Source organism: Microbacterium sp. C7(2022) (genome assembly GCF_028823665.1).
Lineage (GTDB): Bacteria > Actinomycetota > Actinomycetes > Actinomycetales > Microbacteriaceae > Microbacterium.
On record NZ_JAPEHV010000006.1, the window covers coordinates 13543 to 29597 of the forward strand.

At 68.1% G+C, this 16055-nt stretch carries 15 protein-coding genes; 7 read left to right on the plus strand and 8 right to left on the minus strand.

The window, feature by feature from the left end; translation table 11 throughout:
• Positions 1 to 9: 9 nt before the first annotated feature.
• Positions 10 to 309 carry a hypothetical protein gene (locus ON062_RS10410; RefSeq protein ID WP_274647077.1) on the minus strand — a complete coding sequence of 100 codons (300 nt, stop codon included), beginning with the start codon at positions 307 to 309 and terminating at the stop codon, positions 10 to 12.
• Positions 310 to 383: 74 nt separating this feature from the next.
• Here ON062_RS10410 and ON062_RS10415 point away from each other — a divergent pair, with 74 nt between their 5' ends.
• The 4 genes from ON062_RS10415 to ON062_RS10430 all read left to right on the plus strand — a co-directional run bounded on the left by ON062_RS10415 (position 384) and on the right by ON062_RS10430 (position 3458).
• Positions 384 to 1655 carry a DUF445 domain-containing protein gene (locus ON062_RS10415; RefSeq protein WP_274647078.1) on the plus strand — a complete coding sequence of 424 codons (1272 nt, stop codon included), beginning with the start codon at positions 384 to 386 and terminating at the stop codon, positions 1653 to 1655.
• A gap of 69 nt (positions 1656 to 1724) precedes the next feature.
• Positions 1725 to 2093 carry a gamma-glutamylcyclotransferase family protein gene (locus tag ON062_RS10420; RefSeq protein ID WP_274647079.1) on the plus strand — a complete coding sequence of 123 codons (369 nt, stop codon included), beginning with the start codon at positions 1725 to 1727 and terminating at the stop codon, positions 2091 to 2093.
• The gene (locus ON062_RS10425) at positions 2083 to 2991 is read left to right on the plus strand and encodes an arginase family protein (RefSeq protein ID WP_274647080.1); all 909 of its coding nucleotides are present in this window, start codon (positions 2083 to 2085) and stop codon (positions 2989 to 2991) included. Before ON062_RS10420 ends, ON062_RS10425 begins: the two co-directional genes overlap by 11 nt.
• On the plus strand, positions 2988 to 3458 hold the full coding sequence (locus ON062_RS10430; protein WP_274647081.1) for a histidine phosphatase family protein: 471 nt from the start codon (positions 2988 to 2990) through the stop codon (positions 3456 to 3458). Before ON062_RS10425 ends, ON062_RS10430 begins: the two co-directional genes overlap by 4 nt.
• A gap of 16 nt (positions 3459 to 3474) precedes the next feature.
• Here ON062_RS10430 and hutI read toward each other — a convergent pair whose 3' ends face one another.
• The 3 genes from hutI to hutH are packed head-to-tail and all read right to left on the minus strand — an operon-like array spanning position 3475 to position 8047.
• Positions 3475 to 4761, minus strand: coding sequence for an imidazolonepropionase (gene hutI, locus ON062_RS10435; RefSeq protein WP_274647082.1), 1287 nt, complete (start codon positions 4759 to 4761; stop codon positions 3475 to 3477).
• Complete coding sequence (locus ON062_RS10440) at positions 4758 to 6464, minus strand: urocanate hydratase (protein WP_274647083.1); 1707 nt, start codon at positions 6462 to 6464, stop codon at positions 4758 to 4760. The genes hutI and ON062_RS10440 overlap by 4 nt, the downstream gene beginning before the upstream one ends.
• A 23-nt stretch (positions 6465 to 6487) precedes the next feature.
• On the minus strand, positions 6488 to 8047 hold the full coding sequence (hutH, locus tag ON062_RS10445; protein WP_274647084.1) for a histidine ammonia-lyase: 1560 nt from the start codon (positions 8045 to 8047) through the stop codon (positions 6488 to 6490).
• A 62-nt stretch (positions 8048 to 8109) separates the two neighbouring features.
• Here hutH and ON062_RS10450 point away from each other — a divergent pair, with 62 nt between their 5' ends.
• On the plus strand, positions 8110 to 8877 hold the full coding sequence (locus ON062_RS10450) for an IclR family transcriptional regulator (RefSeq protein ID WP_274647085.1): 768 nt from the start codon (positions 8110 to 8112) through the stop codon (positions 8875 to 8877).
• Positions 8878 to 8886: 9 nt separating this feature from the next.
• On the opposite strand, the gene ON062_RS10455 is transcribed toward ON062_RS10450, so the two are convergent.
• The 4 genes from ON062_RS10455 to ON062_RS10470 are packed head-to-tail and all read right to left on the minus strand — an operon-like array spanning position 8887 to position 13782.
• Positions 8887 to 9363 carry a YbaK/EbsC family protein gene (locus ON062_RS10455; RefSeq protein WP_274647086.1) on the minus strand — a complete coding sequence of 159 codons (477 nt, stop codon included), beginning with the start codon at positions 9361 to 9363 and terminating at the stop codon, positions 8887 to 8889.
• Between the two features lie 46 nt (positions 9364 to 9409).
• Complete coding sequence (locus ON062_RS10460) at positions 9410 to 10300, minus strand: LLM class flavin-dependent oxidoreductase (RefSeq protein WP_274647087.1); 891 nt, start codon at positions 10298 to 10300, stop codon at positions 9410 to 9412.
• A gap of 29 nt (positions 10301 to 10329) precedes the next feature.
• The gene (locus tag ON062_RS10465) at positions 10330 to 12483 is read right to left on the minus strand and encodes a beta-galactosidase (RefSeq protein ID WP_274647088.1); all 2154 of its coding nucleotides are present in this window, start codon (positions 12481 to 12483) and stop codon (positions 10330 to 10332) included.
• A 3-nt stretch (positions 12484 to 12486) separates the two neighbouring features.
• Entirely contained in the window at positions 12487 to 13782 is a 1296-nt protein-coding gene (locus ON062_RS10470) for a glutamyl-tRNA reductase (RefSeq protein WP_306802486.1), read from the minus strand.
• Here ON062_RS10470 and hemE point away from each other — a divergent pair.
• Together hemE and ON062_RS10480 are read left to right on the plus strand one after the other, a co-directional pair.
• The gene (hemE, locus tag ON062_RS10475) at positions 13762 to 14820 is read left to right on the plus strand and encodes a uroporphyrinogen decarboxylase (protein WP_274647090.1); all 1059 of its coding nucleotides are present in this window, start codon (positions 13762 to 13764) and stop codon (positions 14818 to 14820) included. The two genes, ON062_RS10470 and hemE, sit on opposite strands and share 21 nt — an antisense overlap.
• Entirely contained in the window at positions 14813 to 16030 is a 1218-nt protein-coding gene (locus tag ON062_RS10480) for an NAD(P)/FAD-dependent oxidoreductase (RefSeq protein WP_274647091.1), read from the plus strand. Before hemE ends, ON062_RS10480 begins: the two co-directional genes overlap by 8 nt.
• The last annotated feature ends 25 nt before the right edge of the window (positions 16031 to 16055 follow it).

Consider the following 16055-nt stretch of genomic DNA (forward strand, 5'->3'; position numbering starts at 1 on the left):
CCCCTCGAATCAGCGCGCGAGCGCGTCCCAGTCGACGTCGATGTTCTCGGGTGCCGACACCGAGACCCGAGCGGGCAGAACCGCGCCGACAGTTGGCCAGTACTTGCGTGAGGTGACCACGGCCGTGTGAACGGTGGTGTCTGGCACCCCGGGTGCCCGCGCGATCACTTCGAGCGCGCATTCCTGATAGCGCGAGCGACCGGTCGGAGCGGAAGCGGCGACGATCGTGATGTGACCGGAGACGGCGTCGGCCATCGGATCGGCAAGGAGCTTTTCGAGCTGATGGGTGATGTCGTCGATCTCGCTCATTCCGCGAGCCTAACCCGCACCCCGACCGTTCGACACGCGTCCGCGACGGACGAGGACCGTGCGAGGATGGCGCCATGGCACGCACACCCACCGCGCTGCTCAGCCCCGCAGACCAAGAACGTCGGCGGGCGCTGCGCGTGATGAAGGCCGTCGCACTCGGAGCGCTGCTGTTCATGGCCGTGGTGTTCGTGTTCTCGTTCATCTGGTCACAGGAGGTGCCCGCACTCGCCTACGTGCGGGCAGCTGCCGAAGGCGGCATGGTGGGCGCGCTCGCCGACTGGTTCGCCGTGACGGCTCTCTTCCGGCATCCGCTCGGCATCCCCATCCCCCACACGGCGATCATCCCCAAACGCAAGGATGAAATCGGCCGCACCCTCGGGCAGTTCGTCGAAACGGAGTTCCTGCGCGAAGCGGTCGTGCGCGAAAAGCTCGAATCCGCCGCGGTTGCCGCGCGACTGGGTGAATGGCTGGCCGAGCCCGCGCACGCGGAGCGCGTCACCGCCGAGGGCTCGGTGATGGCATCCGGAATCCTGCGCGCGCTCAGTGACGACGACGTCCAGCAGTTGATCGAGCACATGGCGCGCGAGCATCTCATCGCCCCCGAGTGGGCACCGCCGCTGGGCGAATGGCTTGAACGGATCGTCGCCTCCGATGCGCACCACGGCGCGGTCGACATGGCGGTCGACAACATCGCCACGTGGCTGGCGACCCACCAAGAGGTGTTCGTCGGACTCTTTTCGCGACGGCTTCCGGGCTGGGTGCCTTCGATCGCGCATCGCCTTATCGATGACACCGCATACAAGGAAGCAGTCGCCTTCGTTACGGCGATGCAAAACGACCCGCATCACCCCGCACGAATCGCCATCGACGGCTATTTGAGCAGACTCGCCGGCCACCTGCAGTCAGATCCGGCAACGATCGGCCGGTTCGAGGATGCCAAGTCGGCAGTGTTCGACAGCCCGCGCACGCGAGAGCTCGCGGCGCGCGCATGGGACGCCGCGAAGAGCGGGCTCCTCACCGCGCTCGACGACCCCGAAAGTGCTCTGCGCCGGCGTGCAGTCGCCGCCCTGACCGACCTCGGCGACCGCCTGCAGACCGACACCGCATTGCAGCAGCGCCTCGACGCGTGGGTGAGTGACGGCGCGGCGTTCCTCGTCGAGCGGTACCGCCACGACATCGCGTCGATCATCACCGACACGGTCGCCCGTTGGGATGCCGATGAGACCACCGAGAAAATCGAGCTGATGGTCGGGCGCGATCTGCAGTACATCCGACTCAACGGCACCATCGTGGGCGCACTGGCGGGATTGGTAATCTTCGCCGTTGCACACGCCGTGTGGGGATGATTCGCACCAAGAAACTTCGCACCAAAGAACACCGTGCACATAGCACCCCGACGCGGGTAGCCTGGGCGCGTGGCCGCCGACCAGCTCCTCTTCAGCTACGGGACGCTCCAACATCCCGAAGTTCAGCTCGACACGCTCGGGCGGCTCGTGCACGCCGAACCCGATTTCCTCCCCGGGTATACCGTCGACTACGCCGAAATCGAAGACCACCGAGTTGTGGATCTTTCCGGGCTCTCCACTCATCCGGTCGTGCGCGCGACCGGGAACCCGCTCGACAAGGTCGCGGGGATGGCGCTATGGATCACCGAAGACGAGCTCGATGCCTGTGACGAGTATGAGGTCTCGCTGTATCACCGCGTCTGGGCGCGACTGTCGAGTGGTCGTTCGGCGTGGGTATACGTCGCGGTGACGCACGCCGACCGAAACGGTGGCGACTGACATCGACGCGACCGCTCTCCCCCATGACCCGCTCTGGCCGCGCGCCGGTGGATGGCCGTCCGTCACACCGGGGGCGCAGTATGACGCCGTGCTCGTCGGAGTGCCCACGTGGCGCACCTCGCTTTCTCCCACCCAGGCCCACGCCACACCGGCCGCGGTGCGCGCGGCGCTGGATCGCTACAGTCCGGCACTCGTCAGCCCCGGGCCACACGATCTGACACACGCGCGGGCGTTCGCCGACGCCGGAGACATCGTCGATCCCGATGGCGACGAAGGCGAAGCACGCGTGCGCTCCCGTTGCGCAGACCTTGCCCAGCGCAGCGGACTCGTGATCGCTGTCGGCGGCGACAACTCGCTCACCTGTCCGGTGGCACTGGGCGTCGATGCTGCTGGTCTCATCACGCTCGACGCGCACTACGACCTGCGTGACGGTGTGAGCAACGGTTCGCCGGTGCGCCGCCTGATCGAGGCCGGCATGGACCCGCGCCGGATCGCGCAGATCGGCATCTCGGACTTCGCGAACTCCGCCGCCTACGCACGTCGCGCGCAGGAACTCGGGATCACCGTGATCACCGTCGATGATGTGCGAGATCGCGGCATTGCTGCGGCGGTGAACACGGCGCTGGCGGTCGCCGGCGCGGGCAGAGGCGGCATCCATCTCGATATCGATGTTGACGTCTGCGATCGTTCTGTCGCGCCCGGATGCCCCGCCTCCGTTCCCGGTGGGCTCGCTGCGTGGGAATTGCGGAAGCTCGTCCGACTCATCGGCTCACACACGTCGGTGCGCAGTGCCGACATCGTTGAAGTGGATGCCACGGCCGACGCCGCCGACGGCCGCACCGTTCGACTGGCGGCGCTGTGCATCCTGGAACTTCTCGCCGGAAAGGCCCTCACATGATCCGACTCGCGCTCGTTCGCCATGCCAAATCCGACTGGGGCGACCCGGCCCTCCCCGACCACGACCGGCCCCTCAACGCCCGCGGACTCAGCGATGCGCCGCGCATGGCCGAACAGTTCGCCGCGAGCGGGTTCACCCCCGAGGCGATCCTGTCGAGCACCGCGCTGCGCGCGCGCACGACAGCTGAGTTCTTCTCCACCGCACTCGGCACGCCGGTCCGGCTGCAGCGACGTTTGTACGGAGCATCCGCTTCAGATCTCCTGCGCTCAGCCACCGAAAGCGACTGCCGAGCCGTGATGGTCGTCGCCCACGACCCCGGCATGACAGCGCTCGCCGCCGCGCTCTCCCGCGATCGCATCGAGCACATGCCGACCTGCGCGGTCGCGACGTTCACGTGGGACACCGATGACTGGGCTGTGGTGGATGCTGTAGACCCGGCGGACTGGTCGCATCACACCCCGCGCTGACGCGACGTGTCGCGTATCAGTGCGTTCGACACGGCGCGCTTCCCCACGCACGCTCACTCGGCGTGACGATCTCGCCGCCGCGCCACACCCGTGAGACCAGCGGAACACCGGGCCGATAGGCAAGGTGTACGCGGGAGGGCGCGTCGAGCATCACCAGGTCGGCGCGCGCTCCCACCGCGAGGTGCCCGACGTCTCGGCGACGCAGCGCCCGCGCTCCGCCCGCCGTTGCCGCCCACACCGCTTCTGCGGGGGTCATCCCCATCTCTCGAACCGCCAACGCGATCATGAGTGCCATCGAACTGGTGAAACTCGAACCCGGATTGCAGTCGCTGGCGAGGGCGAGTGTGACCCCCGCGTCGATCAGCCGCCGAGCCGACGGATACGGCTGACGGGTCGAGAACTCGACGCCCGGCAGCAGGGTGGCCACGGTCTCGCTCGCGGCGAGGGCTGCGACATCCTCGTCCGTCAGGTACGTGCAGTGATCGACGGATGCCGCGGCGTACTCGACCGCGAGGCGGACTCCGTCGCCGTAGCCGAGTTGATTTCCGTGCACGCGCGGCAGCAAACCGGCGGCAACGCCTGCTCGAAGAATCTCCCTGGACTCGTTCGCCGTGAACGCTCCGTCCTCGCAGAACACGTCGATCCATCGAGAATGCGGGGCACACGCACGCAACATGTCGCCGACGACGAGCGCCACGTACTCATCCCGCCGTTCGGCATACTCCGCGGGGACGACGTGCGCGCCGAGAAAGGTCACTTCGGGCGTGACCTCCGCGGCCAGGCGTGCCATGCGTGCCTCGTCGTCCACGGTCAGTCCATAGCCGGTCTTGATTTCGAATGTCGTGGTGCCCTGAGCCTGAAGCTCCGCGACGAGCGCGGCCAATCGCGCTCGCAGCTCGGCGTCGCTGGCCTCGCGAGTGGCGGCAACGGTTCGGCGAATGCCGCCCGCTGCGTACGCCGTGCCGCTCATCCGAGCCTCGAACTCGTCGGAGCGGTCCCCCGCGAAGATCAGATGCGTATGGCTGTCGACGAACCCGGGAATGACGGCGCGCCCCCCGGCATCCACCACCTCGACGCCCGGAGGAACACGCTTCGTCGAGACACGGTCGTCGCCCCGAAACACACTGTCCGCCGCCGTGTCCCATCGCGCAAGCCGTGTCTCAGCGTCGGCCGCGGCACCCACCCACGCGATTCGGCCATCTTCGATGAGCACGGCGGCATCGTGCCGCGTGCCGCACTGATCCCCGGCGACCGCTACGTTCGTGGTCAGTTCAGAGATGTGCGTGATCAGCGTCGAGGTCATGGCATCGGCACCACAAGACCGCGTTGGTGCGCCACTTCGCGCGCCCGCTCGTACCCGGCGTCTACGTGCCGCATGACACCCGTTCCGGGGTCATTTGTAAGTACGCGCTCGATCTTTTCGGCCGCAAGTGGGGTGCCGTCGGCGACGGTGACCTGACCGGCATGGATGCTGCGCCCGATGCCGACGCCGCCGCCATGGTGGATCGACACCCACGATGCCCCCGAGGCGGTATTGAGGAGGGCATTCAACAACGGCCAGTCGGCGATGGCATCCGAGCCATCTGCCATGCCTTCCGTCTCACGATAGGGGCTCGCCACCGAGCCCGCGTCGAGATGGTCTCGACCGATGACGATGGGACCGGCAAGCTCACCACTGGCGACCATCTCGTTGAACTTGAGCCCTGCGAGGTGTCTTTCTTTGTACCCGAGCCAGCAGATCCGCGCCGGCAAACCTTCGAAGTGCACCGTGCTCCCCGCCTTTTCAAGCCAACGCACGAGCCCGGCGTTGTCGGGGAAGAGCGCCGCGACAGCCTCATCGGTCTTGCGGATGTCGTCAGGGTCGCCCGACAACGCCACCCAGCGGAAGGGGCCGCGACCCTCGGCGAACTGTTCGCGGATGTACGCGGGAACGAAGCCGGGGAACGCGAATGCACGGTCGTACCCGCCCAGTTCTGCTTCGGCGCGGATCGAGTTGCCGTAGTCGAACACCTCGGCACCGGCATCCTGAAATCCGACCATCGCTGCCACGTGCGCCGCCATGCTCTCCCTCGCGCGCCGCGCGAAATCCTCGGGATCATCGGATGCCGCACGCTTCCACTCTTCGAAGGTCATCCCCTGCGGCAGGTAGGCCAGCGGATCGTGGGCGCTGGTCTGATCGGTCACGATGTCGACCGGCGTGCCACGGGCCAACAGGTCGGCGAACACATCGGCGGCATTGCCGACGAGCCCGACAGAAAGCGCCTCGCCGGCGTCTTTGGCGGCGAGGACGAGCGTCACCGCCTCATCGAGGTCGGTGGTGTATCGGTCGAGGTAGCTGTGCTCGACGCGGCGCGCCAAACGCGACTCGTCGACGTCGACAATAAGTACGGCCCCCTGGTTGAGCGTGACGGCGAGCGGCTGAGCCCCGCCCATCCCTCCGCAGCCGGCCGTGAGGGTGAGCGTGCCCGCCAAAGTGGCCGAATCGATGTCACGACCGGCCTTACGCGCGAGCGAACGCGCGACAGCAGCGAACGTCTCGTAGGTGCCTTGCAAGATGCCCTGCGTGCCGATGTAGATCCACGAGCCGGCCGTCATCTGGCCGTACATCGTCAGGCCGAGCTGCTCGAGCCGGCGGAACTCGGGCCATGTCGCCCAGTCCCCGACAAGGTTCGAATTGGCGATGAGTACTCGAGGGGCCCACTCGTGGGTGCGAAAGACGCCGACGGGCTTACCCGACTGCACCAGCAGCGTCTCGTCTGGCGCTAAGTCGTCGAGCGTCCGCACGATCGCGTCGAACGCCGCCCACGACCGCGCGGCTTTCCCCGTGCCGCCATACACGACGAGGTCCTCGGCATGCTCGGCCACATCAGGGTCGAGGTTGTTCATCAGCATGCGTTTGGCCGCCTCCGCACCCCAACTGCGCGCGGTGCGCTGGTTCCCGCGAGCGGCTCGCACCGTACGGGGGCCACTCGCGCCCGCTGATTCCGAGATCTGCTGTTCTGACATCATCGTCACCTTTCTGCCCTGCCCTAGAGCGGGTGCACGCTCGTCAGGTCGTCTAGGGTCTCGGCTGCAGCACGGACGATGGCCCCCGAGGCGACGAGCGCAGCCACCGCGTCGATGTCGGGTGAGAGGAATCGGTCGGGTCCCGGGCCGTCGGCCACCGTCCGCACGAGATCTCGCACTGCCGCGGTCGCCGGGGCCGGCGCAAGGGGTGCGCGAAGGTCGAGAGCGCGCGCCGCGGTGAGCACCTCGATGCCGAGCACGCGCGTCAGACCATCGATCGAGCGACGGAGCTTGCGCGCCGCGGCCCACCCCATCGAAACATGGTCTTCCTGCATGGCGGACGACGGAATCGAATCGACCGATGCGGGGGCGGCAAGACGCTTGAGCTCCGAGACGATGCCGGCAGCGGCATATTGCGCGATCATCATCCCCGAGTCGACCCCGACTTCGTGCGCCAAGAATGGCGGAAGCCCGTGATTTCGCGCGGGATCGAGCGCACGGTCAGTACGCCGTTCAGAGATGGATGCCACGTCCGCCGCGGCGATCGCAAGAAAATCCAGCACATACGCGACCGGTGCACCGTGGAAGTTGCCGTTCGACTCCACGCGCCCATCGAGGGTGACCACGGGGTTGTCGACGGCCGAGGCAAGTTCTCGCGACGCGATGAGCGCGGCGTGATCGGCGGTGTCTCGTGCTGCACCGTGGACCTGCGGCGAACACCGCAACGAGTAGGCGTCCTGCACCCGCGTGCAGACGGAGGGGTCGCGGTGAGACGCCATAATGCCCGAACCCGCCAGCAGTGAGCGCAGACGCGCGGCCGATACCGCTTGACCCATCTGCGGGCGCAGCGCCTGCAGATCGGCGGCGAAGACCGCATCGGTGCCGAGCTGCGACTCCACCGACATCGCCGCGGCGACATCGGCCGTGTCGAGGAGGATCTCGAGATCGTGGAGCGCGAGAAGCAGCATCCCGAGCATGCCGTCGGTGCCGTTGATCAGCGCCAAACCTTCTTTCTCGCGCAGGCGCAGTGGCGCGATGCCCGCGCTGGCGAGAGCCTCGGATGCCGCGACGAGCTGGCCCCCAACGCGCACGTGCCCTTCCCCGAGCGCGGCGAGGGCCACGTGGGAGAGTGGCGCGAGATCGCCCGAACACCCGAGGGAACCGTACTCGTAGACCACGGGTGTGATGCCCGCGTTGAGCATCGCGGCGTACGTCTCGACGACGTCGATCCGGACGCCGGTGCGCCCGGTCGCCAGCGTCTGGAGTCGGAGCAGCTGAAGGGCCCGGACGACTTCGGCCTCTACTTCCGCTCCTGTGCCCGCCGCGTGTGACCGGATGAGACTCGCCTGCAGCGTGTGGCGGCGCTCGGGCGCGATGAATGTCGTTGCTAGGGCGCCGAACCCCGTCGATATCCCGTAGTGGGGTGCGGGGTCATCCGCGAGTGCATCGATGATGGCGCGACTGGTTGCCACGCGGCTCAGTGCTTCGGGGGCGAGTTGCACACGGGCACCGTGGCGAGCGACGTCGACGACATCGCTCGGCCGAAGCGGTGCACCGCCAACGATGACAGCGGGGGAAGGCATGGACACAAGTCCACACCCCGCTGGTGGCGTTCGCCACGGCTTCGTGACAGTGTGTGTCTGGTATGCCAGACAATCCAGGTGATCGACCCCAGGTACCGGCTGCCGAGCAGACGCTGCGTATCTTGACGTTTCTCGCGCGCCAGCGCGGGCCCGTTGCGGCTCGGACCATCGCCGAAAACCTCGCACTGCCACGATCGACGGTGTACCACTTGTTAGCCGCGATGCACGCGCACCGCTTCGTCGTCCACGTCGAAAGCGAGAGGCGCTGGGGCCTCGGCACCGCCGCATTCGAACTTGCGGGCGGATTCTCGCGTCAAGAGCCGCTGGCGCGTCTCGGACGCCCCGTTGTCGCCGCCCTCGCCGACCGCGCCGGCCAAAGCGCGCACCTCGCCGTGATGACCGGTCGCGACGTGCTCTACATCGTCGAAGAAAGAGCGCCTCGTGCACCCGCGCTCGTGAGCGACGTCGGCGTGCGCCTCCCGGCTCATCTCACCGCCACAGGTCGCGCCATGCTCGCGGCAATGCCGCGCGAGCAGGTGCGAGCACTGTACCCCGACGCCTCGTCGTTTGCCGACCGCACCGGGCGCGGCCCTCGCCGTCCAGGCGAACTACGCGAGGTGCTGCGTGAGGTGCGGGCAAGCGGATGGGCGAGGGAAGACGGAGAGGTCACGTTGGGCTTCCGCTCCGTCGCCACGGTCGTGCGCGATCACGTCGGGTGGCCGGCTGCCGCCATCGCGGTGACGTGGAGCGATGACGCCGGCGACGCCGACCTCGCGGCACTCACCGCCGACGCAGCAGCCACGCTTTCCCGCCGCATCGGCGGACACTGAGCTGGCAGATCAGTCGACCCGCGCCACTGTCCCACCGGTCAGCGCCACGAGCTGGTCGTAGGTCAGAGGGAACACCGTATGAGGCGTGCCGCCGGCGGCCCAGATCTCGTCGTACTTGGCGAGGGCTTCGTCGACGATGGTGGTCAGCGCGGACGGATGCCCGGTGGGGGCGACGCCGCCGATCGCCTGCCCGGTCGCCTCGCGCACCTGCTCGACGGTGGCACGCGTGATGTTGTCCCTGCCGAGCCGCTCGGCGAGCGCCCGGGTGTCGACGCGGTGTGCGCCGCTGGTCATCACCAGGAGCGGCTCACCATCGGACCAGAACACGAGGGAGTTCGCGATGGCGCCCACGTCGATGCCGAGTGCGGCTGCCGCAAGCGCAGCGGTGGATGCCGCATCCGGTAAGACCACGATCTCTCCGGGGATTCCGGCGGCCCGAAGGGCATCGTGGACGAGTCGGCTACGGGCCGGGAGGTGCGCGCTCATGCGTTCAGCCTACGAGACCGTGCACGACGGCTGCGGCGCGCGCGGATCAGCGCCATGACGGCAAACGCGCGGCGACCTCGTCGAGCACCGCGCGACTGCCGGCATACAGTCCGTGTGCGCGCGGCCAGTGCGCGACCACATCGGTGAACCCGCATTCGGCTGCGCGTCCCACCGCGTCTTCGAACGCGTCGACGCTGGACAGACTGTAACGCGGGTCCGAATCCAGCAAGAGAGTGCGATCGATGCTGCGGGTGTCACGTCCTATCCGCTCGCACGCGTCATCGAGACGCCGCGAGAGTTCTGCGACCCGCGCCCACCATGCGGCGTCATCCTCGATGGTTCCGGCGGTAGTCACCCACCCCTCCCCCGCGCGCGCAGCGAAGTCGAGCGCCTTCGGCCCCTCCGCCGCGAGGTGGAACGGCATGCGCGGGCTCTGGGCTGGTTCGCCGACCATGCGCGCGCCCACTGCCTGGTACCACCCGCCCTCGCCCGAGATGCCACCCTCTGAGTCATCCCCTTCGAAGCGGAGGAGACGATCGAGGAGTGTGGTGAACTCCGTGAACCGATGCAGGCGCTCCGCCGGGGTAAGCGCGTCCTGGCCGAGCACCGTCGCATCGAATCCGGTGCCGCCCGACCCGAGCCCGAGAATCAGCCGTCCGCCCGAAATCTGGTCGACCGTCGCGATGTCTTTGGCGAAGGGCACCGGATGCCGGTAGTTAGGCGACGCGACGAACGTACCGAGCGTGATCGTCTTCGTTACCATCGCGGCGGCCGTGAGAGTGGGCACCGTCGCGTGCCAGCGTTCTCCCGCGAGCGAGCGCCACGAGAGGTGGTCGTACGTCCATGCGTGGTCGAAGCCGTACTCTTCTGCACCACGCCACAACTCCGCAGCGGCGGGCCAGTCTTCTTGCGGGAGGATGCAGATTCCGAATCGCATGTTCGGAGTCTATGCGCGCTCGGTATCCCTCACTCCGGGAGTCGCACCTCGGCGACCTGCACGCAATGCGCGCGAACGACCCGCGCTCCGTCTGGGCGACCCGTACCGACGAACACGGGGGCGTCTTCGGCTTGGGGCAGGACGTCTATCCGCAGGACAGACGGTGCCGCACCGGCATCCTCCCCCGCACAATCGACCCAGGGAATGCGCCACTCGTTTCCGTTGTAGATCGCGTCCGAAACGAGGTGATCTCCGCGCCACGCCCGCGCGAGGTCGCCCTCCCACTCGATCACGACGGTCGCGGCGGTCTCTGTCGGAAGCTCGGGGAGGGCGACCTCGAACGTCGCGGCCGCGGTCCAATCGGTGGGCACCGACGCGCGCTGCATCGGACCAAGACGCGGTAAGGGCGCCGCTCCCGCAGCGCGGGTGCGCGAGACGTGGAGTTCTGCTGCGTCCACTACCGCGCGAGCGCACTCGCTCCACCCCGCCTCGGTCAGCCGCCGAGCCGAGACCTCGCCGTACGCGAATGCCCCGCCCCCATCGATGACGCCGTCGGTGAGAACGAGGGTGCCGTCGTGCGTTGTCGCCTGGAGCGAGTCGGCCACACTCAACACGAGAATCCGTGCACGTACCCCCGATTCATCGGCAGCGCGTACTTCCCACCATCGCCCGGGGCCACTCATCGACATCGGATGAGCCTCGAGATCCACCGCGAAGTCGACCTCGACGCCGTCGACCTCCGCCAGCACCACGAGCGGTGCGCCACGCCACATGGTCTCGGTGATCGGCTGTGCCGTCGCCCATTCGATGAGCGCGTCGCCCACGGCGAGCCGGAACGGCCAGACGAAGGTCGCCCCCTGCGGAATGTCGACCGAGGGAAAGCGCACAGCCCCCGCCTCGGTCTCGATGACGAATCGCGTATCAGGATGTGCTGCCAAGAGCGTATGCGGCTGGTGACCGATGCCGAAGAGGAATCCGCGATGTCCGTCGGAGCGCACGGACCAACGCAGCCCCGCGATGTCAGGGACATCGGGCGCATCCAAGGGAATCGTTGCAGGCATGTCGGCGAGCGCCCGGGACCACGTGCGAAGCATCTCGTGTTGCCGGCGCAGAAGGTACCAACTCTCGCGAGGCGCGCCATCCACCGTGAGGGGTGCGCTGAAGTCGTACCCGATATCCAGGAAGTCATTCGGGTCGCCGTCCGCGTGATTTTCTTGGAGACGAACCCCCGGGTTCCGGCCGTCGGAGTACATGTAGTACCCCTGCCAGACGCTTCCGGAGGCGAGCTTGGTCATCGCCACCGCGTCAATGTCGGCGCCGACGACGTGCGGCCGACGGTGATAGGCCGACACCATGCCAGAACCCAACTCGCATGTGACGAACGGCGTAGCCTCGAGATCCGCGCTTCCTGATCCCATCACTTCGCGATGGTCGGCGCCAATACTGTCGTCGTCGCGCCGCAGCGTCGGGTAAAAGTTGCTTGCGCTGCGCTCGTCATGCGTGATCGAGGCGTCGATCCAGAACGAGTCGGTGTAGCCGCCGTACATCCCGAGCACGTCGGGCGGCACATCCGCGCCGCCCCATGCGGTCGCGGTCCACAGCGGTGCACGCACACCGACCCGCTGCGCCATGCGACGAAGGGTCGCCAGGTGCTCAGGACGGTCGTACAGTTCGTTGTCGACCTGCACCGCGAACAGATTGATATCGCGCACCTGCTCGGCGAGCGCCGCGTACCAACGCTCAGCCTCCGCCAGATAGCGCGGGTCGTCACTGCGCAGGGTGACGCCGGTACGTACCAGCCAGTCCGGAAGCCCTCCGTGGCGAGACTCTGCATGGACATACGGGCCCACGCGCAGAACGATACCGAGGCCGAGGTCTTCCGCGATGCGCAGAAAGTGCCGGAGATCGAGATCACCGTCGAAGGACACATGCCCCTGCTCGGGCTCGTGATGATTCCAGAACACGTACGTGGCGATGTGTGTGAGGCCCCCGGCGCGCGCGGCGACCAATGTGCGCCGCCACTGCGAGCGCGGAATACGAGAGAAATGAATCTCGCCGGACACGAGCATGCGCGGGGTGCCACCAATGACGATGTTGCGCGTGGTCACCGCCACGTCATCGGCACCCAGGGGTGTCTGACGGGCGGGCGCCGGCGTGGCGACGGACAGACGATGCAGCGACACGGGTCAGGCCGAGGCGTCCCACTCCGCGCGTTCGTCGACCGCGAGCGGCGGTTGCCCCGGCACGTCGATGCCGTGGAGCGTTTCCAGCGCCGTCAGCACCTCATCGATACGACCGTCGACGGCGCGCTCGCGAATGCGAACCGAGGGCGCGTGCATGAGCACCCCGGCGAAGTGCCGCAACGCACGTTCCACATCGTCGGATGCGCCGCGCGCGCGGGCACGAGCGAGTTCGGACTCGAGCACACCCATCACCTCGCCCCGTAATGCCGTGATCGCGGGACCCGCAATGCGATCCGCGGTGAACTCGTTAGCCGCGTCGCCCACGAGCGCTCTCGCGTCATCATGCGCACGGAACTGTTCCAGCGGCGCGTGCAGTCGGATCGTCTCGAGATCGAGGAGTTCCACGCCCTCGACCGCTCCCACCGCCGGGTCGACGTTGCGCGGCAGCCCGAGGTCGATCACGAGCACGCGGCGACCGGGGACGAACGCCTCTGCATGCACCACGGCATCGGTTGTGCACGTGATGATCACGTCGGCCGCGGATGCTGCCTGCGCGAAGTCGTCGTAGACCTTGAGAGCACGACGCGTGGCGAAACTCGCCGCGCGTCCCGACGGCGAGAAGACGCCGATGTCGACGGCCCCGCGTGCGCGGACGGCATCGACGGTGACGGACGCGTACTTGCCCGTCCCGACGATCAGCACGCGGGCCTGGGCCCACTCGCTCACGCGGCTCGAGGCCAACTCGAGCGCAAGCCGCACGAGAGAGCGGTGCTTGCCTTTGATGTTCGTGGTGTTGCGTACGCCACGGCTGGTGTGAGTCGCCTTCTGGAACAAGCGCTCCAGCTCCCCACTGGTCGTGCCGGCGATGCGGGCGTCATCCAGTGCGCGCCGCACTTGCCCAGAGATCTCGTCTTCGCCGACGACGATCGATTCGAGCCCGCTCGTGACCGCGAACAAGTGGTGTGCGGCATCCGACCCGTGATGAACCGCCAGCGACGCGCGCAGGTGATCGGTGTCGATGTCGCTGGCCGCGGCCATCGCCTCGACGACCGACTCGACGGCGACCGCATCGCCGCCCGTCAGCGGTTCGTCAACGTCGAGATACGCCTCGAATCGGTTGCACGTGGCAAGCACAACGGCTCCCGTAATGAAGATTTCGTCATCCACGAGGGCACGGGCGGCTCGGGGCGCCCCGAGGGAGAGGCGCTCCAGGATGTCAAGACTCGCGTTCCGATGGTTCGCGGTGAGACAGAGAAGCACGAGCCTAATGTTAACAGTGTGCCCCTGAACAGTTCCCATCCTCTGGTCGCCCGCCGCAATACTCCGCCCGCGTTGATTCGTGCATTCCGCGGCGAACGCCCCGAACGCACGCCCGTGTGGTTCATGCGCCAGGCGGGGAGATCGCTACCCGAGTATCGCGAACTCCGCGTCGGAACCGACATGCTCGACGCGTGTCTGCAACCCGAGCTCGCCAGCGAGATCACCTTGCAGCCCGTCCGTCGACACGGCGTGGACGCCGGAATCTTCTTCAGCGACATCGTGATCCCGGTGAAGCTCGCCGGTGTCGATGTGCGCATCGTGCCCGGCCGCGGCCCCGTTCTTGCCGAACCGGTGCGCACCGCCGCCGCGGTGGCCGCCCTCCCCGAACTCGACCGCGCCGCGCTCGCGCCGATCCGCCAAGCCGTCGCGCTGACGGTGGCGAGCCTCGGCGACACCCCGCTGATTGGCTTCGCCGGCGCGCCGTACACGTTGGCCTCGTACCTCGTCGAAGGCGGGCCATCCAAAGAACAATTGAAGACGCGGGCGCTCATGCACTCCGACCCGTCCACATGGGCCGCCCTGCTGTCGTGGTGTGCTCGAGTCACGGGCGCGTTCCTCGCCGCTCAGATCGAAGCGGGCGCCTCTGCCGGGCAGCTCTTCGATTCGTGGGCCGGCTCGCTGAGCGTGGCCGACTACACGCAGAACGTCGCCCCGTTCTCGGCGCAGGCGTTGGAGTCCGTGCGAGGACTGGATGCTCCCCTCGTGCACTTCGGCGTCGGCACCGGTCCGCTGCTGCCGGCAATGAAGGCGGTCGGCGTCGACGTGATGGGCGTCGACTGGCGCCTCCCGCTCGACGAGGCTTCGCACCGGCTCGGTGGTGACGTTCCGTTGCAAGGGAACATCGACCCTGCCCTGCTCGACGCACCGTGGTCGGTGCTGGAGGCGCACGTGCGAGACGTGCTCGATCGAGGCAAATCCGCACCTGCACACGTGGTGAACCTCGGCCACGGGGTTCCGCCCGAGACCGATCCGACAGTCCTCACTCGCATCGTGGAGTTCGTGCACTCGTATGAGTGACTTCTCGGTCATCGGCGGTGGTGTCGCCGGGCTGGTTCTCGCACGGGACCTCGCGCGCGCGGGAGCAAGCGTGACCGTCTACGAGGCTGCTGCACGTCTCGGAGGCACGGTGGCCTCGCACGTCGTCGACGGGTTGACTCTCGACGCGGGAGCAGAGAGCTTCGCCGTCCGCGGCGACACCGTCGCCGCGCTGCTGGGCGAGCTCGGGCTTGCGGGCGACATCGTCACGCCGCATCCCGGCCCGGCATGGCTGCAACCGGCAATCGGCGAAGCCGTCCCCCTGCCCCGAACCGGACTGCTCGGCATCCCCGCCGATATCCGCGCCGACGACGTCGTGCGCGTTCTCGGCAGCGCGGCGGCAGAGCGCGCGGCACACGCCGACGCCGCCCCGCTCGGCGAGATCCCTGCGACTCTCGGTGCGCTGGTGCGGGATCGGCTGGGCGCCGACGTCCTCGACGCGCTTGTCTCCCCCGTCGTGCGAGGCGTGCACTCCCAGCATCCCGACGACCTTCCCCTCGAACGCGCGCATCCGGGCCTGCGCGCCGCGCTCAGCGCAACCGGCTCGCTCACTGCCGCGGTCGCGCAAGTGCGCGGCACCGCCGCGCCAGGGTCAGCCGTCGCGGGGATTCGCGACGGCATCCATCGACTCATCCCCGCGCTCGAGCGCGACCTGCGGGCCCACGGGGGAACTGTCGTCTTAGGCGCTCGCGTCACCGACGTGCCCTCCCTCCCGGGTATTGCCGTTGCCGCGGCCCCGGGCGTCACGCAGCCGGCTGGGCCGGGCCGGCGCGTCACGCTGGTCACGCTCGTCGTCGAACAGCCAGCCCTGGATGCCGCACCACGAGGAACCGGACTGCTCGTCGACGAGGCGGCACCCGTTGACGCGCGTGCACTCACGCACGCGACGGCGAAATGGGCGTGGCTGCGCGACGCCGCCGAGGGTCGCCACGTCTTGCGGCTGTCCTACGATGCCGCGCCAGCGCAGCCCATTGACACAGCCATCGCCGACGCTCAGACGCTCCTCGGAGTGCCTCTTACCCAGGTTCGAGATGCGGCCGTGGTCACGTGGACGAGACCGGCTCCGGCCGCGCCGATCGACGGGCTCCCTCTCGTCGGCGAGACCGTCGCAGGCTCTGGGTTGGCGGGCATCATCGCCCATGCTCGCCGCACGGCCGCGGGTCTCGTCGCCCCTCCCCCGCCGGTTGGCTGATTGGCGCGCGAGCGGCGAGGATAGA